General features: G+C 62.1%; 21 protein-coding genes. 15 read left to right on the top strand and 6 right to left on the bottom strand.

The window, feature by feature from the left end; genetic code table 11:
- The first annotated feature begins 47 nt into the window (after window positions 1–47).
- The 7 genes from P3T17_RS15385 to P3T17_RS15355 all read left to right on the top strand — a co-directional run bounded on the left by P3T17_RS15385 (window position 48) and on the right by P3T17_RS15355 (window position 9731).
- Window positions 48–1436: an undecaprenyl-phosphate glucose phosphotransferase gene (locus P3T17_RS15385; protein WP_074265097.1), complete on the top strand. Its 1389-nt coding sequence runs from the start codon at window positions 48–50 to the stop codon at window positions 1434–1436.
- Between the two features lie 19 nt (window positions 1437–1455).
- A complete protein-coding gene (locus P3T17_RS15380; RefSeq protein WP_083611435.1) occupies window positions 1456–2628 on the top strand; it encodes a polysaccharide biosynthesis/export family protein in 1173 nt (390 codons plus the stop codon).
- A gap of 84 nt (window positions 2629–2712) precedes the next feature.
- The gene (locus tag P3T17_RS15375; protein WP_429407643.1) at window positions 2713–4944 is read left to right on the top strand and encodes a polysaccharide biosynthesis tyrosine autokinase; all 2232 of its coding nucleotides are present in this window, start codon (window positions 2713–2715) and stop codon (window positions 4942–4944) included.
- Window positions 4945–5055: 111 nt separating this feature from the next.
- The gene (gene gmd / locus P3T17_RS15370; protein WP_074265095.1) at window positions 5056–6174 is read left to right on the top strand and encodes a GDP-mannose 4,6-dehydratase; all 1119 of its coding nucleotides are present in this window, start codon (window positions 5056–5058) and stop codon (window positions 6172–6174) included.
- A 17-nt stretch (window positions 6175–6191) separates the two neighbouring features.
- Complete coding sequence (locus P3T17_RS15365) at window positions 6192–7148, top strand: GDP-L-fucose synthase family protein (RefSeq protein ID WP_429407641.1); 957 nt, start codon at window positions 6192–6194, stop codon at window positions 7146–7148.
- A gap of 1 nt (window position 7149) precedes the next feature.
- Window positions 7150–8295 (top strand): glycosyltransferase family 4 protein, encoded by a 1146-nt coding sequence (locus tag P3T17_RS15360; RefSeq protein WP_074265093.1) that lies wholly within the window; start codon window positions 7150–7152, stop codon window positions 8293–8295.
- A gap of 77 nt (window positions 8296–8372) precedes the next feature.
- Window positions 8373–9731, top strand: a complete 1359-nt coding sequence (locus tag P3T17_RS15355) for a glycosyltransferase WbuB (RefSeq protein ID WP_429407639.1) — start codon at window positions 8373–8375, stop codon at window positions 9729–9731.
- Window positions 9732–9760: 29 nt separating this feature from the next.
- On the opposite strand, the gene P3T17_RS15350 is transcribed toward P3T17_RS15355, so the two are convergent.
- The gene (locus P3T17_RS15350) at window positions 9761–10333 is read right to left on the bottom strand and encodes a hypothetical protein (protein ID WP_429407637.1); all 573 of its coding nucleotides are present in this window, start codon (window positions 10331–10333) and stop codon (window positions 9761–9763) included.
- A 275-nt stretch (window positions 10334–10608) separates the two neighbouring features.
- Here P3T17_RS15350 and P3T17_RS15345 point away from each other — a divergent pair, with 275 nt between their 5' ends.
- Both P3T17_RS15345 and P3T17_RS15340 read left to right on the top strand, forming a co-directional pair.
- Window positions 10609–11247 (top strand): putative colanic acid biosynthesis acetyltransferase, encoded by a 639-nt coding sequence (locus tag P3T17_RS15345; RefSeq protein ID WP_074266118.1) that lies wholly within the window; start codon window positions 10609–10611, stop codon window positions 11245–11247.
- Window positions 11248–11528: 281 nt separating this feature from the next.
- Window positions 11529–13277, top strand: coding sequence for an FAD-dependent oxidoreductase (locus P3T17_RS15340; protein ID WP_429407636.1), 1749 nt, complete (start codon window positions 11529–11531; stop codon window positions 13275–13277).
- Between the two features lie 80 nt (window positions 13278–13357).
- Here the strand turns inward: P3T17_RS15340 and P3T17_RS15335 are convergent, their stop codons facing one another.
- On the bottom strand, window positions 13358–14557 hold the full coding sequence (locus tag P3T17_RS15335; protein WP_429407634.1) for a glycosyltransferase: 1200 nt from the start codon (window positions 14555–14557) through the stop codon (window positions 13358–13360).
- Between the two features lie 272 nt (window positions 14558–14829).
- On the opposite strand from P3T17_RS15335, the gene P3T17_RS15330 reads away from it, so the two are divergent.
- Window positions 14830–15996, top strand: coding sequence for an acyltransferase family protein (locus P3T17_RS15330; protein WP_429407633.1), 1167 nt, complete (start codon window positions 14830–14832; stop codon window positions 15994–15996).
- Window positions 15997–16074: 78 nt separating this feature from the next.
- Here the strand turns inward: P3T17_RS15330 and P3T17_RS15325 are convergent, their stop codons facing one another.
- Window positions 16075–17346: a glycosyltransferase family 4 protein gene (locus tag P3T17_RS15325; protein ID WP_074265088.1), complete on the bottom strand. Its 1272-nt coding sequence runs from the start codon at window positions 17344–17346 to the stop codon at window positions 16075–16077.
- A 134-nt stretch (window positions 17347–17480) separates the two neighbouring features.
- Here P3T17_RS15325 and P3T17_RS15320 point away from each other — a divergent pair, with 134 nt between their 5' ends.
- Window positions 17481–18728, top strand: coding sequence for an oligosaccharide flippase family protein (locus P3T17_RS15320; protein ID WP_429407631.1), 1248 nt, complete (start codon window positions 17481–17483; stop codon window positions 18726–18728).
- Between the two features lie 228 nt (window positions 18729–18956).
- Complete coding sequence (gene rfbC, locus P3T17_RS15315; RefSeq protein ID WP_074265086.1) at window positions 18957–19508, top strand: dTDP-4-dehydrorhamnose 3,5-epimerase; 552 nt, start codon at window positions 18957–18959, stop codon at window positions 19506–19508.
- 50 nt (window positions 19509–19558) lie between these two features.
- Here the strand turns inward: rfbC and P3T17_RS15310 are convergent, their stop codons facing one another.
- The gene (locus P3T17_RS15310; RefSeq protein ID WP_074265085.1) at window positions 19559–20983 is read right to left on the bottom strand and encodes a hypothetical protein; all 1425 of its coding nucleotides are present in this window, start codon (window positions 20981–20983) and stop codon (window positions 19559–19561) included.
- A 331-nt stretch (window positions 20984–21314) separates the two neighbouring features.
- Here P3T17_RS15310 and P3T17_RS15305 point away from each other — a divergent pair, with 331 nt between their 5' ends.
- The 3 genes from P3T17_RS15305 to P3T17_RS15295 all read left to right on the top strand — a co-directional run bounded on the left by P3T17_RS15305 (window position 21315) and on the right by P3T17_RS15295 (window position 23536).
- Window positions 21315–22355 carry a glycosyltransferase gene (locus P3T17_RS15305; protein ID WP_429407629.1) on the top strand — a complete coding sequence of 347 codons (1041 nt, stop codon included), beginning with the start codon at window positions 21315–21317 and terminating at the stop codon, window positions 22353–22355.
- Between the two features lie 146 nt (window positions 22356–22501).
- The gene (locus P3T17_RS15300; protein ID WP_429407627.1) at window positions 22502–23140 is read left to right on the top strand and encodes a GNAT family N-acetyltransferase; all 639 of its coding nucleotides are present in this window, start codon (window positions 22502–22504) and stop codon (window positions 23138–23140) included.
- A gap of 51 nt (window positions 23141–23191) precedes the next feature.
- Entirely contained in the window at window positions 23192–23536 is a 345-nt protein-coding gene (locus P3T17_RS15295) for a hypothetical protein (RefSeq protein ID WP_429407625.1), read from the top strand.
- Between the two features lie 109 nt (window positions 23537–23645).
- On the opposite strand, the gene P3T17_RS15290 is transcribed toward P3T17_RS15295, so the two are convergent.
- Both P3T17_RS15290 and P3T17_RS15285 read right to left on the bottom strand, forming a co-directional pair.
- Complete coding sequence (locus tag P3T17_RS15290; protein WP_074265082.1) at window positions 23646–23807, bottom strand: DUF1328 family protein; 162 nt, start codon at window positions 23805–23807, stop codon at window positions 23646–23648.
- A 116-nt stretch (window positions 23808–23923) separates the two neighbouring features.
- Window positions 23924–25330 carry a sensor domain-containing diguanylate cyclase gene (locus tag P3T17_RS15285; RefSeq protein WP_429407623.1) on the bottom strand — a complete coding sequence of 469 codons (1407 nt, stop codon included), beginning with the start codon at window positions 25328–25330 and terminating at the stop codon, window positions 23924–23926.
- Between the last annotated feature and the right edge of the window lie 382 nt (window positions 25331–25712).

The raw sequence follows: 25712 nt of genomic DNA, 5'->3' as shown, positions 1-25712 counted from the left end.
GGCGTAGTTGGCGAAACCGTTTCAATGCAGGTGGTGGGGAGAGAAAAATGATCAAGCCTGTAGCGTTGGCCGCGCGCGTGCTGGATGTCGTGCTGGTCGTTTCGGGCGCCTATTTCGCGTCCCAGATACGCTTTGATGACATTGGGCAGCGCAGCTTCTATTACGCCTTCGTCGCGTTCGCGGCTGCGTTCGCCCTCGCGCTTTTCCCCGCCTTCGGCGTCTACGAGTCATGGCGCGGCCGCTCGAAGATGGGGCTGGCCGGGCAGGTGTCGCTCGCTTGGCTGACCGTACAAACCTGCGCGCTCGTGTTGATGTTCACCCTGCACCGTAGCGACTTCGTCTCACGTCTGTGGTTTGCTTACTGGACCGCCATGACCGGCGCCCTGATGATCGCCTCGCGAATCGTCGTGCACCGCGTGCTGGCGCGTATGCGCGTGGCCGGCCTGAATCTGCGCAAGGTGGCGGTGGTGGGGCGCGGCTCGCATGCGGCGGAACTGGTGCGCAAGATCGACGGCTGCACGGCAGCGGGCTTTCGTACCGCGGCGGTGCTCGACGTGTTGCACGATGGCCCGGCGCTCAGCAACGTGATTCCGACGGTGCCCGCCTTCGACGATCTGCACACCTTCACCGACTATATCCGCGCGCAGGACGTCCATGAGTTGTGGCTGGCCTTGCCGCTTTCCGAAGAACACACGATCTACGAGTGTGTGAAGGAGCTGCGTGAAGACCTCGTCAACATCCGCTTCATGCCCGATCTGCGCAGCGTCGCGATGTTCGAGAGTTCCATGATCGATCTGCTCGGCGTGCCGGCCATCAACCTGGTCGCCTCGCCGCTCTCGCAGACCTCCGAACTGCAAAAGGAGATGTTCGATCGCGTGTTCGCCGCCGTCGCGCTGATTTCGCTCGCGCCGCTGCTGTTGGGCATTGCGATCGCGGTCAAGCTGTCCTCGCGTGGCCCCGTTCTGTTCAGGCAGAAACGCAAGGGCGCCGACGGCCGCGTCTTCACGATCTACAAGTTCCGCTCCATGCGGCTGCACACGGAAAAGCCCGGAGCGCTGCGTCAGGCGACCCGTCACGACGAGCGCATCACCCGGGTGGGCGCGTTCCTGCGCCGCACCAGTCTCGACGAGCTGCCGCAATTCTTCAACGTGCTACGCGGCGATATGTCGGTCGTCGGACCGCGCCCGCACGCCCTTGAGCATGACGATCTGTATCAGAAGGTGGTGGCCGGCTACATCCAGCGTTACCGGATCAAGCCGGGCATCACGGGATGGGCGCAGATCAACGGCTATCGCGGCGAGACCGATCGGATCGAAAAAATGGAGCGGCGTGTGGAGCATGACCTGTACTACCTCGGTAACTGGTCCTTTGGGTTGGACATGCGCATCATCGCGGCAACGATCGTCAAAGGCCTGGTACATAACAATGCATATTGACGCGGTGAGGGAGACTGAAATGAGTCAAATAAAAAGCGCGACGTATAGGGTTGGTGTCAGGCACACGGCAATTGAGCGTGCGCGTCTGTTCGGCATCATGGCGGCCGTTGCGATGCTGGCAGCGTGCTCGGTTGTACCCGGCCAGCGCATGGTGCAGCCACCAAGCCTGCCGGTTAGCAATACTGACGATGGCAAGGCCACCGGTTCGCAAGAGATTCCGATCACCGATATCACGCTCGCAACCATCCAGCAGGAGCATCAGGCTATGGTGAGCGGCGACGGCAATGATCTGACGCCGCTGCTAGGTACCGTCGGACCCTACAAGATCGGCCCCGGCGACGTGCTGCAGATTACCGTCTGGGATCACCCGGAGCTGGCGGCCGCGCTCGGTCAGCCGGTCGCACCCTCGCGTCCGTCGGATGCCGCGCTGGGCTTTCTGGTCGATCACGAAGGCAACCTGCAGTTTCCGTATGTCGGCACGCTACATGTAGCCGGCGAAAGTGCGGAGCAGGTGCAGCGCAGGATTACCGCCGACCTCGGCAAGGTGATGGTCAAGCCTCAGGTCACGGTGCGCATTGCGTCGTTCCGCGCGTCGCAGGTCTACATCGACGGCGAGGTGCGCGCGCCCGGCTCGCAAACCATCAACGACATTCCGATGACGTTGACCGAAGCGATCAGCCGCGCGGGCGGCTTTGCGCCGACCGCCGACCAGGGCCACGTGGTGATCGTGCGCGACGACAAGACCTACTACATCAATGTCTCGCAGATGCTGCACAACAACCAGAACCCCTCGAAGATCGTGCTTCAGAACGGCGATCTGCTGCGGGTCGAGGCGCGTGAAGACTACGGCGTCTACGTGATGGGCGAAGTCAACAAGCCCGCAACGGTGTTGCCGATGAAGAACGGCAAGCTCTCGCTCGGCGAGGCGATCTCGCAGGCAGGCAGCCTGAATTCCACCACCGCGGCCGCGAAGGAACTCTACGTGATTCGCGGCGGCCCCGGAATCAAGCCGCAGGTCTGGCATCTCGACGCTACTTCGCCGGTCTCGATGCTGCTCGCGAACCAGTTCGATCTGGAGCCGAAAGACGTGGTGTATGTGGACGCGGGCGGGCTGGTGCGCTTTAACCGTGTGCTGAACCTGTTGTTGCCGTTGGTCAACGCAGGACTGACCGCGGCAATCGTGACGAAGTAAGCCGTAGCCGGGCACGTTGGGGCAAGAACGTACCCGGCGCGGCACGCCGATTCAACGTAATTGTTGTGCGGGATTGATGACACTATGGCTACCAATTTTGAAAACCGATATGTCGATGTCCAGACCGCCGACGAGCTGCGTCTGTCTGACTATCTGACCGTCATTTCGCAGCACTGGCGGATGATCCTCGTGGTGACGCTATCGGCGCTGCTGATCGGCACCACGGTGGCGTTCGTGCAGACGCCGGTGTACCGCGCGGACGCGATGATCCAGGTGGACACCGCGAACGACGGCAACGGCGGCAATGCCAACGGCAACAAGGACGCATTGCAGACCATGGCGTCGATCTTCGACACCAAGGCGGTGACCTCGGCACAGATCGAGTTGCTCCGCTCGCGGCTCGTGATCGATGAGACGGTGCGCAAGCTCCATCTCGACATCACCGCGGCGCCGCATCATTTCCCCGTGATCGGCAAGATGTTGGCGCGCTGGCGCAGCAGCGACGGCCTTGCTCCGCCGCTGTTCGGCATGCCGCAGTACGGATGGGGCGGCGAGCAGATCACGGTCTCGTTGTTCGACACGCCTAAGGACATGTACGACAAGCCGTTTGCGCTGACCGTACTGCCGGACGACTCGTATGTGGTGACCGACGAAAGCGGCGCCGAAGTGTTGCGTGCGCGGACCGGACAGCTCGCGGTCGGCACCACTTCGCGCGGCCCTGTGCGGCTGCAGATCGACCAGTTGATCGCACGTCCCGGCACGCAATTCAGTCTGAGCCGCGCGTCGACGCTCGATACGGTCAACAAACTGCAGAAAGAGCTCAACGTCATAGAGACGACCGTGCAGTCGGGCATCATCGCGGTGACGCTCGAAGGCGCCGATAGCGAACTGACGGCGGCGATCGTCAATAACATCGCTCGCCAGTACGTGCAGCAGGACATCGACCGCAAGTCGGCCGAGGCCGAGCATACGCTGGCGTTTCTCGACCAGCAGTTGCCGCAGTTGCGCACCGAACTCGATCAGGCCGAGCAGCGCTACAACACCTTCCGCAACAAGGAGGGTACGGTCGATCTGAGCGAGGAAAGCCGGCTGCTGCTGCAACAGATCGTCGAGAACAAGACCAAGCTTGTGGACCTGCAGCAACAGCGCGCCGAACTGGCCACGCGCTTTACCGCAGCGCACCCCGCGGTAGCCGCGCTCGACGCGCAGATCGCCCAGTTGCAAAGCGTGCAGGGCGGCTTGACGCATAACGTGTCGACGCTGCCGGACACAGAGCAAACCGCGCTGCGGATGTTGCGCGACGTCCGCGTCGACACCGAGCTTTACACCAACCTGCTTAACAGCGCGCAGCAGTTGCGTATCGTCAAGGCAGGCCAGGTGGGCAACGTGCGCGTGGTCGACTATGCGGAGCCTGCTGACGATCCAGTCCGCCCGCAACGCGCCTTGCTGATCCTGATCAGCACTGGCCTTGGCCTCGTCCTCGGCATCCTCGCGGCATTCACGCGCAAGACGCTGTATGGCGGCGTGCAGAACACCACGGAAATCGAATCGCTGCTCGGCGTGCCGGTTTGTGCAGTGGTGCCGCGCAGCAACCTGCAGATTCGCGTGCAGCGCAATGTCGGCTTGCGTCGCGCCGGTGTGCACGTGCTTGCCGCCCAGGCGCCGGACGACGTCGCCGTGGAAGGCGTGCGCAGCCTGCGCACCACGTTGCAGTACGCGCTGACCTCGGCGCGCAATAACGTCGTCATGCTGACCGGCTCGCGGCCGGATGCCGGCAAGTCGTTCATGTCGGTCAACCTGTCTGCGCTGGTGGCTTCGGCACACAAGCGCGTGCTGCTGATCGACGGCGATATGCGGCGGGGCGATATCCACAAGCATTTTGGCTTGCCGCATACCCCGGGTCTCGCGGACGTACTGAATGGCGCAGATATTCAGGAGTGCGTGCTGCGCGACGTGCTGCCCGGCCTTGACGTCCTCACCAAGGGCGGTTTGCCGGGCAATCCATCCGAGCTGCTGATGAGCGACCGCTTCCGGACTTTGCTCGAACATTTCGGGCGGGTCTACGACCTGGTGATCGTCGATACGCCGCCGGTGCTGGCCGTGACCGACGCCGCGCTGATCGGCAAGCACGCGGGCACGACGCTGATGGTGGTGCGCCACGGTCGCCATCCGCCGACGGAAATCTCCGAAGCGCTTAAACGCCTTGTCAATGCAGGCGTCAACCTGCACGGCGTGCTGTTGACCGATGTGCCGCCGCCGAAGCTCAACCTGGGTGGCTACACCGGCTATTACGGATACGAAAGCCGCGCGGATTGACGCTGCGCGGGCGTCACAGATCGTGCGGTCAGGCTAGACGATTTCTACGCGCGCGCGGTGGGCAGCCGCACGTGCAGCACTGTAGTCAAACGTTTCGACGAGGGGAACACAATGGATCGTAAGGTCGCTTTGATAACCGGCGTAACAGGCCAGGACGGCTCGTATCTTGCCGATCTGCTGCTCGCCAAAGGCTACGATGTGCACGGTATCAAGCGGCGCACGTCGCTGTTCAATACCGATCGGATCGATCACCTGATGTGCGATCCGCACGTGGCCGACCGGCATTTCTTTTTGCATCACGGCGATCTGACCGATTCGTCGAGTATGGTCCGCATCATCCAGCGTGTGCAGCCCGACGAGATCTACAACCTCGCCGCGCAGAGCCACGTTGCGGTGTCGTTCGAGGAACCGGAGTACACCGCCAATGCGGACGGCCTCGGCACGTTGCGGATTCTGGAGGCGATGCGCATTCTCGGACTCGAGAAAAAGACCCGCTTCTATCAGGCGTCTACCTCGGAACTGTACGGGCTCGTGCGGGAAACGCCGCAGAAAGAGACCACGCCGTTCTATCCACGCAGCCCGTACGCCGTGGCAAAGCTATACGCGTACTGGATCACCGTCAACTATCGCGAAGCGTATGGCATGTATGCCTGCAACGGCATCCTGTTCAACCACGAGTCACCGGTGCGCGGCGAAACCTTCGTGACGCGCAAGATCACTCGTGCGCTCGCACGGGTCGCGGTGGGCCTGCAGGACGACATGTACCTCGGCAACCTGTCCGCCATGCGCGACTGGGGCCATGCGCGCGACTACGTCGAGATGCAATGGCTGATGCTGCAGCAGGAGGAACCCGAAGACTTCGTGATCGCCACCGGCCAGCAGTACAGCGTGCGCGAGTTCGTCCAGGCCGCAGCCGCCGAGTTGGGCGTGATGGTGCGATTCGAAGGCCAGGGCGTGGATGAAGTCGGCATCGTCGACAGGGTGGAGGGCAAAGAAACACGGCTTTCGCCGGGCCACGTGCTGGTGCGGGTCGATCCGCGCTACTTCCGTCCGACTGAAGTGCAGACGCTGCTCGGCGATCCGTCGAAGGCGCACGCCAAAATGGGCTGGAGACCGACCACGCCGTTCCTGACACTCGTCAAGGAAATGGTGCGATCGGACTTCCAGATTGCGCGTCGCGACGCGCTGGTGACGCTGGCCGGTTTCAAGGCCCTCGAACATCACGAATAACATCGAGAGTGACGGTTATGGACAAGAGCGCACGCATCTTCGTGGCCGGCCATCGGGGTATGGTCGGCTCGGCACTGGTACGCCGTCTGCAGGAAGACGGCTACACGGACATTTTGACGAGAACACACACCGAGCTGGATCTGCTCGATCAGAAGGCGGTGCAGCGCTTTTTCGCCGCTGAACACGTGGATGTCGTCCTGCTGGCGGCAGCGCGTGTGGGCGGCATTCTTGCGAACGCTACGCAGCCGGCTGACTTCATCTATCAGAATCTCGCCATCGAAACCAACGTGATTCACGCCGCCTATCAGGCAGGCGTGACGCGGCTCGTATTCTTCGGTTCGTCGTGCATCTATCCGAAGAACTGCCCGCAACCGATCGAAGAAGAATATCTGCTGAGCTCACCGCTCGAAGCGACCAATGAGCCTTATGCGATTGCCAAGATCGCCGGCCTCAAGCTGTGCGAGGCGTACAACCGCCAGTACGGCACGAAGTTCGTCGCGCTGATGCCGACCAATCTGTACGGCCCGAACGACAACTACGACCTGCGCAGCAGTCACGTGCTGCCGGCGCTGATCCGTAAGGCACACGAAGCAAAACTGCATGGCGACAGCGTGCTGACCGTGTGGGGCACCGGCACGCCCCGTCGCGAGTTTCTGCATGTCGACGACCTGGCGGCAGCCACCGAGTTCGTGCTCGATCGCGAAGTGGCCGACGGATTGTTGAACGTCGGCATGGGCGATGACCTGTCGATCCGCGAGGTGGCGCAGCAGGTCGCCGAGGCGGTCGGCTTCGACGGCGAGATTGTTTTCGACACCTCGAAACCCGACGGCACGCCGCGCAAACTGCTCGATGTGTCACGTCTTGCACGTATGGGCTGGCGGGCAAGCATTGGCTTGCATGAAGGGATCGAGGCGACCTATCGGGACTTCGTTACGCGCTTCGGCGCGGCCACGCTTTCCGAAGGGACGGTGTGACATGGCAACGGGTTCGGTCACGATCTTTCATAACGTGGTCTGGTCGCGCCACAAGGCTGTCGTTTTCTCGGCACTGCATACGATCTCGGCGGCAAGCCCGATCAAGTATTCGATCGTTCAGATTTCCGAGACCGAACACTTCCGGCTCGGCTTTTCCGAGGTCGATTATTCATACCACCGCTATCCGATGCGCACGCTGTTCAACGGCTGCTACGAGGACGTGCCGACGTGGCGCATGATGTACCGTCTCACGATGGAAGTCCTGCGCACGCCGGCCGATCTCGTGGTGCTGCCCGGCTACCATCGGCCCGAGTACTGGGCGATGCTGCTCGCCTGCATTGCGACCGGCAAGCGCCGCGCCGTGTTCTGCGACTCCACCGGGCGAGATCGGCCGCGCCGCCTGCTGACGTCGATCCCGAAGCGAGTGTTTTTCTCCTTGTGCGACGGCTATTTCGGTTTTGGCGAGCGCAGCCGCGAATATCTGATGTCACTCGGCGCGAAACGTGAACGTATCTTCGTGCCGTGTCAGGCGGCGGCGTTACCATGGTCCTTCGTGCCCGAGCGCGCGCTCGACGAGCGTCTGCATGCGCGCCGCAATCAGGACCCGGTGTTCCTGTTCGTTGGCCGGCTTTCGCAGGAGAAGGGCGTCGACGCATTGCTCGATGCGTTTGCCGCGATTCGCCAGCGCATTCCACAAGCAAAGTTACGCATCGTCGGCACTGGCCCGCAGGGCGAGCAGCTGCAGAATCGGGTGAACGAAAGCGGACTCGGTGAAGCCGTGTGCTTCGTCGGTAGTCTGCAGGACGAAGGGTTGTCGCGCGAATATTTCGGCGCATCGTGCCTGGTGCTGCCGAGCTTCAGCGAGCCGTGGGGTCTTGTCGTGAATGAAGCGCTCAGTCATGGCTGTCCGGTGGTGGTCAGCGACAACTGCGGCTGCGTGCCCGAACTCGTGATCGACGCCGTGACGGGGTACGCGTTCCGCTCCGGCGACGGCGCGTCGCTGCATCGCACGATGCTGAAGGCCCTCGAGGCGTTTGCGGATACGGAGAAAACCGCGCGCGCCTGCATGGACGTCATCCAGCGCTTCGATCCACCGAATGCGGCATCGAACATTGCACGAGGCTGCGCGGTGATGCTCGCAAGCTAGCTTGACGAGGCCGTGGTTGAAGAAATTGACACGCAGGCGCCGGCGCGCGCCGCGTGATGTGCCGAATGGGGATGGGTATGAAAATACTGATTGTTGGGCTCAACTACGCGCCAGAGCTCACCGGAGTCGGCAAATATACCGCCGAGATGGCGGAGGCGCTGGTCTCCGAAGGTCACGAGGTGCGGGTCGTCTGCGGGCCGCCGTACTACCCGCAGTGGCGCGTCGCCGAAAGCTTCAGCGCCTGGCGCTATCGCCGCGAAATGCGCAACGGGGTGCGGGTGCAGCGGGTACCGCTGTGGGTGCCGGCAAGGCCCACCGGCGTTGCGCGTCTCCTGCATCTGGCGAGCTATTCGCTGACGTCGCTGCCGGTGCTAGCGGCGCAACTCGTGTGGCGTCCCGAGGTTGTGATGAGCATTGCGCCGAGCCTCATGAGCGCGCCCGCCGCCTGGCTCGTGGCACGTTTGAGCGGGGCGCGCGCGTGGCTTCACATTCAGGACTACGAGGTAGACGCGGCGTTCGATCTCGGGCTCATTCAGGGCTCGCGTGCCCGGCGTGTCGCGCTTGCGATCGAGCGGTGGCTGTTGACGCGCTTCGACGTCGTGTCGAGTCTCTCCGCCAGGATGGTTGAGCGCGCCGTCCTCAAGGGAGTCGATCCGCTCAAGGCGTACTGTTTGCCGAACTGGGTCGATACCCGCGCCATCGTTCCCCTCGTGCACGCCCGCTATTACCGCGAGCTGCTCGGACTCGCGAAGCGCAGTTTGCCGCAGACGGTGATTCTGTATGCCGGCAACATGGGATCGAAGCAAGGGCTTGAAGTGCTGGCCGAAGCTGCGGTCCAACTTGCGGAGCGCACGGACATCAGTTTCGTGTTTTGCGGCAACGGGCCGGCGCGGGCGATGCTCGAAGCGCGTTGCACGGACCTGCCGAACTGCAGTTTTATGGCTTTGCAACCTGCGCGTCAGTTGAACCAGTTGCTCAATCTCGCCGACATTCACGTGCTGCCGCAGCGCGGCGGCGCTGCCGATCTGGTGATGCCGTCGAAGCTCAACGGCATGCTGGCGAGCGGCCGCGCGATCGTCGCGATGGCATGCCCAGGTACCGAGCTCCATGACGTCGTGGCGCCGCGCGGAGTGGTTGTGCCGCCCGAGAACGTCGGCGCGCTGGTTGAAGCAATCGTGACGCTGGCCGCCGATCCGGCACGTCGTGCAGCGCTCGGTGCAGCGGGACGCGAATATGCCGAACGCGCATTGTCGAGCACAAGCGTGTTCGGTGCGTTGAACAGGAAACTACTGGAGTTGTGTGGACGGGATAGCGCGGTGGCAGGCGGCGCTGAGGGCGCTGGTCCTGGCGGTGTCGTGCGTGGCCCGAACACGGGCAACGGTCTGGTACAGGAGAAGTTGGCGGCTGCACCGCTGGAGCCGACCCAGGTCGACTGAGCGTGATCTCCCCGCTGGACGCGCGGCTTTTACCAGGGCGACTTGTAGATTTCGCGTTGACCGGCACCGGCTGCTGCACCGCCGCCATAGAGCTGTTGTGTCGCCTTGCTGCTGCCGTAGAGCTGCTGTGCGGCGATATTCGGATCCTCGCTCAACACGCCTGTGGCGACGCCACGGCCCGCAGTGGCAGCATTGCCGCCAGCCTTGAGTCCTGGGTTGCCGGCGTTTGCGGTGCGCAGGGCAACACCGCCGGGCTGAGGCGTGCCGGGGGTGGCGAGCATATGTTCGACCGGCGTGACGCCACGGCCTTGCGGATTGGCCGCCGTAGCAGGAACGTTTTGCTGCTGGTCGTCGTCAAGCGTCTGGGCGCTGTAGACCTCGCCATACGCAGTCGGGCCGCCCAGTAGCGAGGCATCGTTAGTGCCGGGCGCAAACGCGGCCCGGTCGCCAGCGCGATTCGCAGCGGCAGCTGCGCCTGCTGCTTCGGCAGCGGGGGCGTTGCCGTAGGTTGCAAGCGACTGGCCATAGCTCGCAACGCAGGTTGCAGTGCTGGCCAGTGCGAGGGAGAAGGAGAGCGTGATGCGCAGGGCACGAGGTTTCATGGCAAGGCGTCCGGGGTACTACAGGTTGGCGGCACGCGCTATCGCGCTGCGTCATGCTAATGGTAGTGTCAACCGCGCAACGTCCCTAATAAGATGCCAGTCCAAAGCCGACAAAGCCTGTGCGCATCAAGCCAATCGTCGCTAGCAAGAACGAAACCTTGCGAGGACTGTGCCAATTTATTACGTAATGCTACAAGGCGAAATAGTGCCTGGCAGCGACGATGGACGAAGGTCCACATCGAGGTAGCAGCATGCAAGTGGAGCGCAATACTCAGATGAAACGCGACGAACTCAACGAACTCGATGCAGCGAGGGAATGGCAGGCGGATGCCGCAAAGGCGACGCCGGCGCTTTGCCCGGTCATCGATCTCAGCCTCGCGGGCAAGGGCAATTATGTGCGGCAGGTGAGCCGCCTGACCGAAGCGTTGTGGTTCGTGGTGGAAGCGTGCGTCATCAACAACAAGCTGGTGCCGTTCTCCGCGCTGCGCGTCACACTGTTGCGTTGGTTCGGCGCGAAGATCGGCCCCAACTGCCGCTTCGTGCATCCACTACGCATCAAGGCGCCATGGAATCTCGAGGTCGGTGCGAACTCGTGGTTCGGCGTCGATGCGTGGATCTATAACCAGGCACTGATCCGCATCGGCTCGAACGTGTGCATCTCGCAGGGCGTTTTTCTCACCGCCGGTTCCCACGATTACGCCACCAACATGGATCTGCGCGTGGCGCCGATCGTGATTGAAGACGGTGCGTGGATAGCGTCGAAATGCGTCGTGCAGATGGGCGTGACGATCGGCCGTTCTGCGCTCGTGACGCCGCTTTCGGTGGTGCATCGATCGCTGGCGGCCAACGGTGTCTATGGAGGCAATCCGGCGCGATTTATCAAGCAGCGGTTTGCGCCACAACGCGTGCAGTAATGCGTGATAGCGCACACCGTTGTTCGCAATCCGCATGAAAGATAGATGGCAGTACTTGGCGTATTCGGGACCGTTCATCCCGGGCGACAGCAGACCGTATCGAGCGGCATGTCGACAGTAGTGCAGAGGTGCCTGAACACGTACCACTGAATGTCGCCGCGGGCCAGGTGGCGGCATCGCAAGTGCGTGTACAGCAAAGGTCCTCGGCAGTGCTCAGGAACATTGGGTGGCACGGCGTGGAGTGCCGGTACGGCGGCTGCACAAGAATCACGGGAGCGGGGATGTTCATCGACAGCCGGGGTGTGGAAGAGCGGTCGGTCATTAGGACCACCGTTTGCATAATCGGAGCAGGCGTAGCCGGTATTACGTTCGCGCTCGAAATGAGCAAGCTCGGCATCGACACATGCCTGCTCGAGAGCGGCGGTTACAAGGCCGACGACGAAACACGCGACCTGTATCGCGGCGAGAACGTCGGCATTCCCTATACGTTCGCGGATGGCAGCCGCAGCCGCTTTCTCGGCGGCAGCAGCAATTGCTGGGGTGGCTGGTGCCGTCCGCTCGATCCCTGGGACTTCGAAAAGCGTGATTGGGTCAAAGACAGCGGCTGGCCGTTCGGGCTCGAGGAACTGAAACCCTATTACGCGGCGACGCATGGCTTGCTCAAGCTCGGACCGCAGAATTTCGATCCGGCGTTTTGGGAGAGTTCGATCAACCGTTCCGATGTGCGCCGGCATCCGCTGCCGAGCGGCAACGTACGCGACACGATCTCGCAGTTCAGCCCGCCGGTGCGCTTCGGCAAACTGTACCGCGGCGAGTTGCAGAAGTCGCACCATGTGCGCGTCTTCCTTAACGCCAACGTGCTCGACATCGACACGGATACCCAGGCGCAGAACGTTTCGCGCGTGCAGGTCGTCACGCTGAGCGGGCGCCACTTCGTGGTGACTGCAAAGATCTTCATCCTGGCCACGGGCGGCATCGAGAATGCGCGTCTGCTGCTGGCGGCCAACAAGGTGCAGGCGGTGGGTCTCGGCAATGGCCACGATCTGGTGGGCCGGTATTTCATGGACCATCCGCGCATCATGTCGGGCAGCATTCGCTTCAATCCGGCGTGGGCGCGCAACAAGCTCTACGACATCAAGTATCACTACCAGAACGACGCGGTGAAGGCTCACGGCCAGCATATCTCGTCGCAGTTCGCGCTGACCCAGGAGGTGCTCGAACGCGAGAAGCTGCTCAACGCGCGCGTGTGGTTCTATTCGATGTTCTATGGTGAGAACACCGATGGTGCTGAAGCACTGATCCGCTGCAAGCAGGCCTTGCTGAAAAAGGACCAGCCGGGCTGGAGCCTGCGCCGCGATATCGCCACGATGGCGTTGCATCCGGTCGAGGCTGGCTGCTTTGGCGCGGCGCGCCTGTTTCAGCCGCGCGCGCTGATCACCGACGTGAAGTTCCAGACCATCGTGGAGGCAGAACCGAATCGCGATAGCCGCGTGACCTTGTCGACGCAACGCGATCGTCTCGGCATGCAGCGTGTGAAAGTGGACTGGCAGTTGACGGAACTGGTGAAGCGCACCTTCGACCGCACCAACGCATTGCTCGCACAGGAGATGCAACTGGGCGGGGTGGCGAGCGTCTCGCTCGATGCACCGCTCGAAGGGCGGCCATGGCCGGAACAGATCGAAGGCACATGGCACCACATGGGGACCACCCGCATGCACGATTCGCCGCGCCAGGGTGTAGTGGATCGCGATTGCAAGGTGCATGGCATTGCCAATCTGTACGTAGCCGGCAGTTCGGTGTTTCCGACCGTGGGCGCAAATTTCCCGACCATCACGATTGTGGCCCTGACGTTGCGGCTCGCCGAACACGTGGCGCACGCGCTCAAGGGCCGCGAGCCCGGGCTGCAGGCGAACCTCGCTACGCTGACGCAAGCGCCGGCGGCGGGCGGGGAACTGGTGGGCGAAAAATTGCCGTTCGCAGCCGAGGTGCGGCCGTTGGGCGAGGACCTGCTGTTTCTGGCGAAGAAGTGAGGAGAAGCGCGGGCGCCCGGAGTTGGGGCGCGCGTGGGGCTCTGGGCTTTGGCGACTATGCTTCGGTAACCTGACTAAACCTAACCTTGCCCCAGCGCTAGCGGCGAACGCTCCTCTGCGCCTTGCTTGCGGCGGCCCTGCTGCAGCACACGCAGCAGATCGGCCGACATTGCATCCACCGTGAAGTGCTGCTCGAAGCAGTGCAAGGCCTGCTTGCGCATCTTCTGCGCATCGGTTGCGTCGAGTTGCAGCCAGCGGGTGAGGTTGGCGAGTGTGCCTGCGACGGTATCAGGCGCCACGAAGCCCGCACCATCTGCTTCGACTTCGCGCCAGATATTCACCTTGTCGGAGATCAGCGCAGGCAGGCCGCAGGCGAGCGCTTCCGCCACAGCGATGCCGAAGTTCTCCTGGTGTGACGGCAGGACGAACGCATCAGCGGCATAGAACGCCCCCCACTTTCGATCGTCCTGCAGCATGCCAGTCCATGTGACGCGGCTGTCGATCGCGAGTTTGGCACTCAGCGTCTTCAACGTCGCGTTCCACTGGCCGCCGTCCGGGCCGGCCATCACGAGATGTGCCGCTGGGTCGAGATCGCGCGCCGCGGCAAACGCCTGCAACAGCAGGTCACAACCCTTCTTTGGATGGATACGGCCGAGGAACAGGATCAACCGTTTGCCGCGCAGGGCTGGATAGGTCGCGTAAAACGCTTCCCGCAAACTTCCCGCGTCGGCGGGCGGCCGGTTGGTCCCGAACGCGACGACCTCTTCATTGACCCGGTAGAGGCGGAACGATTCGCGCGCGAGGCGACATTCTTCCTGGGCGGTAAACATCACACGCGTCGCATCGCGCAAGACCCGGTACTCGGCCCACGGCCAATACAGGGACTTCTTGAGATGCTTGAGCGGGTAGGTGCGCTTGAACCATGGATCCAGCATGCCGTGCGGAAACACGTAATACGGCACGTCGAGATGCCGCAGTGCTTTCCAGGCGGCGTAGCCGTGGTACTGCCATAGACCGTTGACGATCACGGCATCGAATGAGGCAGCGTGTGCCTTGAGCCACGGCACCAGCTTCGGCGTGAGGCCGTACGAGCCTCTGGCGGGGCCGAGTGCATGAACGGGGAGTGGGAACGATTCGAGCCATGGCGCAGACGGGTCGTCGACAGTCGCGACTTCAATCCGATGGCCGAGCGCTGTCATGTTCACGCCGCTTTGCCGCACGCCTTCCGTGGGACCACCTGCGCGCGGGTCGAGCGTCGACAGCAAATGCAGAATCTTCATGGCACCGTATTCCCCCCAATTATGGTTTCGAATATAGCAGTGCACATTCGCGTAACCGCCTCGCGAGGCGCAAGGCGGCTAGCCTTCGGCGTGAATCGACTGCTGCCTTGGTACGTCTTCGCACACGGGTGTTGGAGTTCGCCAACAGTACACACAATGGCCGTGAAAGCCGTGATGTTGGCGGATCAAACCGTATCCGTCACAAGAAGATAAGAGGACGGATCGCGGAAACACGTTTTGAACACGTCAATTCCGTGTCAGGGGGAAAAATCATGCGCTGGTTTGGGACAGAAAATAGCAAAGGGCCCCAACGCTCGATCGAGCTCGATTTCATTCGGGGCATTGCGATCATTGCGGTGATGGGTTTTCATTTCCACAGCGTACAAACGGGCAGTGCGATTATCGCGGCCATCGAGTATCCGCTGAAGAGTTTCGGCCGTGAAGGGGTCAACTTGTTCTTCACGCTGAGCGGCTTTCTTGTGGGTGGGCTGCTGCTCAAGCAGTATGCCAAGGTGGGCCACATCGATGCGCGACGCTTCATCATCCGGCGGATCTTCAAGATCTGGCCCGCCTACTATGTGCTGATCCTGTTCCATGTGCTCTCGGGACGCCATCCGACCAGCACTTTCCTGGTTCAGAATCTCACGCATATGCAGAACTATCTGGGGTCCTCGATTAGTCAGACGTGGAGTCTGGCGGTCGAAGAGCACTTCTATCTTTTTCTGCCAGCACTCCTGATGATCGTCGCGGCGCTCAGACTGCGGGCGAATGCGGTCATCGCCACGCTGCTGACCCTCTGTGTGATCGTGCTGGCCGCGCGCTGCGCGGTGGTCGCGAACGGCAATCTGGATGCCGCGTTCTTCTACACGCAATACCGCATCGACAGCCTGCTGTTCGGCGTAATTCTGGCGGCGGTGTACTGGATGAAGCCGGAGCTTTATCGCCGCCTGGCCGCGCACAAGAAAACCCTGATAGCGCTGGTGCTGGCGCTTGTTGCATGGCTCGTGCTCGCCACGAAGAACATTCCGCTCGACGAGAGCATCGGTTACACGATCCAGGCGCTCGGCTTTTGCGCGTTGATCGTGCTGACCATCGAGTACTCGCAGAAGCTGCGCGAAGCATGGCTGTTCCGTGCGGTGGCGTGGATCGGCGTCTACTCGTACGGTATCTACCTGTGGCACTCGCTGGCGCTTGCACCCGGCGACATGTTGATCCGCAAGTTCGCGGCATTGCATGTGCCGGCCATCGCCGCATGGGCGCCGGTGCTGATCGCGCAGTTTGCGATTGCGATCGCGATCGGCTATGTGACGACGCGCGCCATCGAGTTCCCGTTCCTGCGTATCCGCGATGCGATTTTCCCGGCTCGCCGCAAGGGCGCCAAGGGCGAGGGCATGCCGGAGGAACTGGAAGTGCCGGCGGTCGGCGGACAGGTCTCGTAACAGAGGAACCCCACTGGCAGGCATTGCTTAGGGGTTCTTCGCTTAAATCCCTGCTCAGGGAACTGCTCAAGGAGCCACTTATGGGCGTGGCACTGCCGCTTGAGTGGGCAGTGAGGCCGCGCCGCGAGTCTGGCGCGCCGACGACACCTGAATCGCGGACTGCAGCGTCTGCTTGAAGTGAGCCAGGGTGTTGCGCTCGAGCAGATGGCCGTTCGATGCGCCCGGCCTCACCCAGATGGAATCCAGCAGCGTGTCGAGAGCCTGATTGATCGAGTCTGGCGTGAGATCGTCGATCACCGGGCCCAGTTCGCCGTCCCGGCAAAACCAGCCAATCAGTCCGTCCGCTGTGGCGATGACCGGCCGCCCTGCGCGATACGCCTGCACCAGCACGCCGCTCATGCCGTAGTGTCCTTTATAGCCGAGCCAGATGATGTCGCAGGCCGAGAAGAGATCCTGTTCGGCGTCGCTGTCGATGAAGCGGTCAAGTACCACGGGCTCGGGGCTCAGTTGCGCGAGCGCGTCGCGCAGAGGCGCTCGTGCGTCCTTCTCCTGGGCGCCGGCGATCACCAGCGTCGGTGCGTCCTCTCGCGCAGCCAGCGCCTCGATGAGCTCGAAGATGCCTTTGCGTTCGCCGATCGAGCCGTACACCAGCACATACTGCCCGTAGCCTGGCAGACCGAGCCGCTCGCGGGCGAGCCACGGGTCGCCTGGCACGGCATCAGGGGAGGGGTCGGCGAGATACTGCACCGGCGCAGCGCCGGGTTCAGGATGGCTCGCGCACCAGTCGGAGAGCGTCGGGTCGATGGTCAGCAAGGTTTTCAGGCCGCTTGTCCGCACTGCGCGGCGAAATAGCTGCTCCTTGATGGCATTGACCAGCGGACGGCGCGGTGCGCGCACGCCAGCCTCGTGATGATGGAAGGCCGCACGCATCGTGATGCCGATCCACGGTGTGTTGCCGAACGGTGAGCCGAGAAATGGCAACGCATAAAAGAAGTAGTCCACATACGGTACGACTGCCAGCACCACGCGGTACTCGCGGCTGACGGTGCGATAGATGTGCTGGAAATGGCGGAAGTAGCGCACGTAGCTCACTGAGCTGAGGCTCGCGCGGCTCGCTTCGGCAGGCGGGTCGACGAAGGTGATCTGCAGGTCCGCATTGCTGCCGGTGCCGTTGTCGTTGCGGTTACCGGCGGCAAGGCGTTGCGCAAGCGGATGCGTCGCGTTCGCCGAGGCGGTCACGATGACGCACTGGTAGCCGGCTTCGACACACGCTTGTCCGGCCCACTCGGCATAGCGCCAACGGTGTCCGGAGAAGTCGGGTTCGATCACGAGGATAGTGTCTTTTGTCATACCCCGAAGGTAGCGAAAAACATTGTCACAGGCCTGCGCGGGGCCGATATCGGCTAGGAGATGGCGGTCCCCGCATAAACAGCCGCGTTACCGTGTCAGGCATGCTGTAGCAAATACTAAAGGGGAGGTCCGCTGTGAGATCGATCAGGGTTCCGCTTGTCTCGATGAGGCCTGCTTTCAATAGCAGTGCGGCGACCTGGGTCCTGATCCAGCAGATTGTCGTACGTGGCCTCGTGGCGATCAAATTTCTCGCGATTGGACGTCTGCTCGGACCGTCTGCGATCGGTAGCGTCAGTGTCGCGTTGCTCGCGGTGGCGATTGCCGAGTCCCTGAGCGATACCGGCCTCGCCCAGGCCGTGGTGCAGGCGAAGAGCACGCCCACTCGCACGGAACTCGGTGCAGTGTGGACGACGCTGACCACACGTGGCGCCATGATTGCGCTGCTGTTGATCGCGCTTGCACCGCTCATGAATTCGCAATTCCATTTGGGCGGTTCGCTGTTGCTGTTGCAACTGGCCGCGGCGTTGCCGCTGATCCGTGGCCTCGCCTCGCCAGCATATTTCATGCTTCAGCGCGAGCGGAGTTTTCAGCAGCTGGCTGGCGTCGAAACCTCAGCGGCGTTTACCGATTGCGCGCTCGGACTCGCGTGTGCCTGGGCGGGTACAGGTGCTTACGCCATGTTGATCGGCATGATCGCCGGAGAGACGCTGAAGACGACGCTGACGTGGACCACGATGTCGCCACGGCCGCCGGTTCGTCTGTCGTGGCACGGCATTGGTCATTACGTGAACTTCAGCCGCTGGATCTGGGCGGGCAGTATCGTCAACCTGCTGCTCAACCAGTTCGACAAGGTGCTGGTCGGCAAACTGCTTGGGCCGGCGGCGCTCGGCGCTTATCAGATGTCGTCGAAGTTTGCGCAGATGTTGCTCGCGGACGCGGCCATCGCCATGCAGCAGTACCTGTTTCCGACCTTTTCCGCCCATCATCGGCGCGAGGACGGCTCGGCGCAAAAGCTGTTTGTGCGCTACTTTGCCATCGCTACGGTTGGGCTAGTGCTTCTGGTGCTCGTGTTGCGCGCCGTCGCCGGGCCGCTGTTCATGTTCGTGCTCGGACCGGCCTGGATGTCTGCGGTACCGCTCTTCAGGATCTTTGTCATCAACATGGCGATCGGCTCGCTCATCGCCGTGCTGGTTGCCTACGTGCGTGCAATCGGGTTGCCGAAGGTAGCGACCCAGGCTGCGGTTCTGCAGATCATCACGCTCGTCATCACCGTGCCGCCGGCGACGCACTTCTGGGGCGTCACGGGTGTGGCGTGGTCCATGACAGTGGGTCTTGTCGGCAGCGCCGGCTGGATGTTTTACCGGAGTGTGAAGAGGACGTGATGCAGGTTTTTGAGTGCCCACGTGTCGTCGACGGGGCGCAGGATCTCTGGCGAAGCGGTACCTGGCGATCGCCCGCGGGATCGAAGGAGTGATCGCATGAGCGCACATTTTTCACATGCTGCGAAGCAGGGCGTCACGCGCAGTGTGTGCAGCGGTTACGAACGGTTAGCCAGTCGACGCGCCGGTCCTCATGGCGGGACGGCAGCACCTCTTCACGGGAAGAGCGGCATGAGCATCAAGGTGACACGAACGGCGCTTCCGGAAGTCAAGATCGTCGAAACAGACCTGTTCTGCGACGAGGCGGGCAGCTCGTTCGAAACATTCAACGCCGACGAATTCGCCGAGTCGGTGGCCGGTGGCGTCGAATTCGTACAGGACGATCATTCACGCTCGAAGTGCGGCGTGTTGCGTGGTCTGCATTATCAGATTCACCGCCCGCAGGGCAAGCTCATGCGTGTAGTAGTGGGAGACGTCTTCGATGTGGCTGTGGATGTCCGCCTTAGTTCGCATACCTTCGGAAAATGGATCGGCGTGCATCTGAGCGCTGCCAACCGCCGGCAAATGTGGGTGCCGCCCGGATTCGCGCATGGCTTCGTGGTGATGTCGGATATGGCCGAGTGCCTGTGCAGGGCAACCGACTACTGGTATCCCGAACACGAGCGCAGCATCCTGTGGAGCGACCCGGATATTGGCATCGACTGGCCGATCGAGTTTGCGCCCATCCTCGCGCCCAAGGACGAAGCCGGCAAGCGGCTGTACGAGAGCGAGTTCTACGCGTAGGCAGGCATTACGCGTAGTCGCTTCTGCTTCTGTCTCGTCGCCAGACTGCGCTATTGCATGCCCGGCATTCCGGACGAGCCCGGCACACGAGTCACCCCGGGCACACCAGGCAGGTGCGGCATGCCCTTCACACCCGTGACGCCGGCGTTCAGCCTGGCGCGCGCAACGTTGATCGGCATCGCGCGGCGAGTCCGTGCTACGTGCATCCGATGCAGGTGCGCGTGCATCGAAATCATCAGGCCCAGGGCGACACCGAACACCAGCCCCGCAAAGCGTGGGCCGAGCGGATTGCCACCTATCGACGTCGCCGGCAAGGCCGCCACCATCAGAATCGCGCGTCCCATCACCGGCAGGTACAGTGAATTGGGTGCGACTGCCCGCCATTTTCTGTAAGCGATGCAGCAGCGGTAGAGCGAGTAGAGCAGCGCTAACGGTAGCGCAAGACCGAATACGATGCCGCCTGCGAACAACTGGTAGACCCAGAAGTTGTGCCCGGCGAACCACTCGTGGATTGCGTAGAAGTCCTTGGCACTGATCTGTCCTGCCAGATCCGGCAAATACGACGGAGAGTAGCGGTAATAGTGTCCATAGCCCTTGCCGAACAGCAGCGAATCGGGCGAAGACGTGATCTGGTCATACTGATCCTTCATTTCAGCCAGACGCGTTATCGTGGTGGGATCTCTGCCCGACTCGGTCGCCTTCGATGCGGACATGCGGATAGTCCAGTGTTCGGCGACGGTCGGGAAGAACGAGGCTCCGCCTGCGATCACCGCACCGCAGATGACGGCGACGAGCGCCGCGCGCAGCACTGCGCGCATCAGACGATGGATCGACGGCGCACCCAGCCAGGTCGCCAGCATGAGCAGGAGCAGTGTGCCCAGCATCAGGCTTCGCGTAACGCTTAGCAGTTCGATCACCACCGTGATCATGAAGATGAAGATAGAGAACTTGGTAAAGCGCTTCGCAATGACGAATTCATGCAGCAGGGCAGCCTGAAGGACCAGGAAGGTGGGGGAGACGATGCGGTAGCGGACGTCGTCGAGACCGGTGGCCGTAGTTTTCATGCCGTACACCAGCGTGAACAGCAGACACAGGACGTTTGCCCAGAACAGGGCCTTCTCGATCTGCCCGATGCGTTGTTCGTGCCAGGGATGGCACATCACGCGGTAGCCGAGCAGGAACAGCAGAAATGGCAGCAGAACGCGCAGGTAGTTGCCGAAGTCGTTACCTTCCAGCAGTTGCGGCACGATGCTGCCGAGGACAGTCACCATCACCGCAACGCTGACGATCGAACGAAGCTTGGCCTTGCGTGCAAAGCGTGGTGCAATCAGTTCGAGGACGAAGCCGGCACCTAGCACCGGTATGACGAGCAGGATCTGCGCGAGGTGGCTGCGCGCGTCGTCGGCCGCCTTGTAGTCCAGCGCGAGCGGCAACAGGAAGATCCATAGCCAGAACGAAGTGAAGAAATTGCGCATCACGGGCTCTCTCTTGTTCCACATGGATCGCCCCGGCAGATGGTATTTGCCATGACCGTATCCCCCTTTTTTTCTGAATATAACAGTGGGTACCCCGCCATTCGGACGCGCGGCGTCAAACGACTAATTTTCGGCGGCGCCGCACGGATCGGTGGCGCACACTCGTCAGGTTGATCGTCTACGGCCTGTCTGCGAACGCCGCTATGTTGGCGGGCGAGCGCGTATAGCTCAGTGGACCATTAATTCATCGCACGTTTATCGATTGCGCGGAGGCCAGGTGAAATCAGTTTTGGTATGCGGGCCAGGAGCCAATGTGGGTGGGCCGGGGAGCATGGCACGCTTTCTGACGCACATGACCGGGGCGCTCAGGTCGCACGGTTGCGAAGTCATCGTGCTAGGGGCGAAGGAGCTGGAAGATGCGCAGCGGAATCATGCCGTATTGAGAATCCTCGGCAGGTTGCACGTTCCCTGGCTCGTGATTTACTGGGCTTTCGTGTTCGATGCGTGGCGCTCGGCGGGTTATCCGTTGATTGTCGTGACATCCCAGGAATACGTGGTTCCGTTCGCATTTTCAAAGCAGATTCCGATCTATCACGACATCATCCAGTACTTCTATCCGCGCAACAGAAAGTCGCTTCTGTTTTATCGCTACTACCTGCCATGGGCTTCCAGAAAAATGGGCTTTATTTACAGCGTGACCCATGCGACTGGACGCATGATCAATCAGGTCTACGGAAAGTTGCCGTACCACATCTGCGGCGTTCCGATAGACAGGCAGTTTCTGTCCTCCGTCGGCGAGGCGCCTGCCGGTGAACGCTACGAAGCGGTGTGGGTGGGGACGTTGGCTGAGCACAAGAACTATCAGCGCGTGCTGGGTTACGTCAAGGAAGACGCCGAGGGCACGGGGACTGTCGCGATGGTCGTGCCGCGCGAGGCGGCGCCGGTTCTGACGCAAGAGGTCGAGGCGCTAGGGCTCGCAAAGAGAATCAAGGTATTCACGGGCCTGAGCGATGACGAACTCTCGAGTATTTATCGTCGTTCCGGTACGGTCATTTCGACCTCGGACCTCGAGGGCTTTTGCATGCCGGTTCTCGAAGCGGCGCTGTGTGGCTGCCGTCCGGTCGTTCCTGACCGCGCAACCTTCAGGGAGAATTTCGGGCGCTTCGGAGTGCTGGTGCCGCAAGGTGCCGCTTACGGCGACTATATAAAGCATGCAGAAGCTCACTTCGAACGAAGCGAAATCATGGAGGGGGCGCAAGCTCACGACAAGGTCGTGCGTGACAGGTGGAGCGCAAGCATGGATGAAATCGCGGCCGCGGCGATCGTCGGCAGCACGGGCGAAATTGTCCGCGAGTGTGGTCACTTCGTTTGATACACGCCGGCTTTCCTGCTGCAAGCCTTGGCGGCGGCCACCCGGTCGCCCGGCGATGTATGCAGTTTTTACGACATTTTTTCTTGCGGGTGCTCACAGGCCAAATCTACACTTCAATCACCTGATGATGAATGTGGATGGTCAAGGTGAGTACGAATCAGCGCGCAGCCCTGCAGCAGCCCCAGCGGATCGAGTATGTCCGGCGCGGCCTTGGCCGTATCGAACTGCGGCGCTTCGATCCGGCGCGCGATTCGTTCGATGCGCTCACAACCATGCTGCATCGCGCGTTTGAGCGGCTCGGCACGATGGGCCTGAACTGTAGCTGCGTCGATCAGAGCGTCGCAGTGACGCGTTCGCGGGCTTCACGCGGCGATTGCTACGTGGCTGTATGCGATGGCCGCATTGTGGGCACCATGACCTTGTATGCGCCCGATCGCGAGTCGCCTTGCGAACTGTACCGCCGCGACGATATCGCGAGCCTGCGCCAGTTCGGCGTCGAACCGGCCTGGCAGGCGCGCGGCATCGGCACGCTGCTGCTGGCCTTCGCCGATCACTGGGCGGCCACCCGCGGCTATGCCGAACTCGCTCTGGATACCCCGCAGCCCGCTGCGCATCTGGTTGCGTTTTATCGCGGCCACGGCTTTCGCATCGTCGACTTCATGCGCTTTGACGGCAAACGCTACGACAGCGCGATTCTCAGCAAACCCGCAGTGGCGGCGCGAACCCTCGCCACGTGGTCGCAGCGGCTCGAACTGCCGCGCCGCCAGATTGCCCGCGCGGCATAGGCTGCCATGCGAGACCCCCTAAACAAACCAGCAGAAGGACCGAAGAAAGAGATGGTGCGCCCAAGACCGGGGATGATGTTCCGGGGCATGCTCAAGGTCGTGTTGATCGCGATTGCGGCAAGCCAGATCCTGACTACTGCGTTCACGGTGCTTGCACGGCAGATCGACGCGGGCATCTCGCCGCAGATTGTTTCCGTGTTCGGTTTCGTGACCTGCGGACTCGTTTCGATGTGGCTGCAGGCCGACGCGCGCCGCGCGTTCAGCTTTGCCAAAGAGAAGGGTTTTGTCGCCGCCGCGCGCGACGGTCAACCGGGGCCGCGCATTGCGGCCGATTGTCCGCGGCGCTGGCTGGTCGTGCTGCATATCGAGCTTAATCCTGCGGCTGCGGCGCTCTGATCTCATCGAGGCGCAGTCGCAAACTGGGCCGCAACTATTGCAATCCGGAGGCGCAACAATTGCAATGCGCGACGGCCCAGTCCGGTGTTCCTTTGGCCCTCGCTAGCCGTCAGCGTCGCACCACGCCCATCAGCAAGGTCACGAGGAAGATCACGATAAAGATAAAGAACAGGACCTTGGCGATCTCAGCGGCGCCGGCGGCGATGCCACCGAAACCGAACACTGCAGCGATGATGGCAATGATGAAGAAAATTGCAGCGTAGCGAAGCATGGGCGTCTCCTCGTTGGATGGCTGGATGGTCGAAGCGGCGGACGTCGGTCTGCGCTGCGCCTCAACGGCTCAGCACGCGCGCGCCACTGAGCGTCTGGCAGCAACTCCTGTGCCCGTCACAGCGAACGGGCCTGAATCGAGGCAAGGCCGAGCGGCGTTGCTTGCCAGGCCGTGACGCGGTTGCGGCCGGCTTCCTTGGCGCGATATAACGCGGCGTCGGCCTGGGCAAGAAGCTCGGCGGCCGGTATGGCCGCCTCGGGCTGCGAAGTCGCGACACCCACCGAGACGCTCACGCAGCCCGCGTCGGTGAACGGGGCCGCGACGGCGAGGCGCGCGACTGCCGCGTGCACGTTTTCGGCAAGCTTCGTGGCCATCTCGTGGTCGCAGTCCGGCAGCACGACGACGAACTCTTCGCCACCGAAGCGCGCTACAAAATCGCCGCTGCGCCGCAGACTGGCCTGCAGCGCACCGGCAACGGCGACCAGGCATTCATCGCCGCGCAGATGCCCGAGCGTGTCGTTAAAGCGCTTGAAATGATCGATGTCCACCATCAGGATCGACAATGCACGTCGCGCCGTTTGGGCATGGCCCAACGCCATGGGGTAGCGCTCGTCGAAGTAGCGGCGATTGAAGATGCCGGTCAGGCCGTCGCGCGACGCGAATTCGCTCAGCCTTGCATTGGCCGCGTGCAACTCGCGATACAGGTGACTGATTTCCCAGATCAGCACGCCGAGCACCATGCTCGAAGCCAGCACCGATTCGAGCCGGGCCACGTACCAGCCGATGCTATAGCGCGAGTTCGCCGCAATCGTCACCAGCACGTCGCCAAGTCCGGCAAAGAGGGCTACGCCCAGCCAGAGTTCGAGCAAGGTCTGCAGGCGGGTGCTGTAGACCAGGTAGAGAAACGTCCCGGCGGTCAAGATGGCGATGTTCACACCCGAGGGACTGTTCGGCAGCCGTTGGTACGACCGGGGGTCGACCAGTTGGGGCAACCAGGCGTCCCCGCGGATCGCGATGAGGCAAAGCAGCAGCGACAAACAAACCGGGACACCTAACGAAAGCAGGCCGACAAGACGCGTCTTCGCATGCGGCACTGGAGTCTGGAAGCGGCGGCGCACGAACAGCGCGGCGAGGATCAGCAGTGGCGAGCCGCTATGCCAGAAAGCCCAGATCCATAGCGCGCTCTGTGGCCCGGCGCCCAGCAGCCCTTGCGGCGAGAACACGCCGGGGAAGACCATCAACTGGATCGCGACCGTGACGGACGTGTACGCGTAGGCGCCACTCAATGCAGCGAGAAACGGCCCACGTGTGATCATGAACTGCGTCCACAACAAATAGGCGGTGAGGCCCTCGGTAACGAACACGGCCATCGCGAACAGCGGCAGGAAGGCCGTGACATTCGGCTCGCGGACATTTGCCACCGGCAGCACGGCCAGAACCACGCTCAGAATAAGGCCCGCTACGGCATACGCCGCAAGGCGATGACGCCGGCTGGCCGGCAGGCTCATGATGCTGCTCTTCATGCGACGCTAGAGTGAAGTGATGAGTTGGACTGCGAAAGAATATTGAAAGACGTATGAAAGCAGGGCGTGGCTTGTGTCCCACGGGCATTCTATCGACTGGTGTGGCGTTTGGGCGACGCTTGTACCCGTAAGGAAGGATGGGATGGCCGAATATTTGGGAATTGACGCGCGCCCAGGATCGCCACGACACTGAGCTCGAATGACGATTGAGAATGGGGTCCGGAATGACATCAGAAAGAGCACAATACGCGCACCGCTTATTCCGGCATAGAAAATAAGTCAGCGCTTTGCGAATGCGGACGATAACGTTTGCGGCCTATTCGTATCATCAATTAAATAGTGCGACCGTTCGCTGGCGTACGTTGCCATTCAATAGTCAACG

Origin of the sequence: Paraburkholderia sp. GAS82 (genome assembly GCF_050436285.1) — a bacterium.
GTDB lineage: Bacteria > Pseudomonadota > Gammaproteobacteria > Burkholderiales > Burkholderiaceae > Paraburkholderia > Paraburkholderia phenazinium_B.
This window is presented reverse-complemented; position numbering and strand designations above follow the sequence as displayed.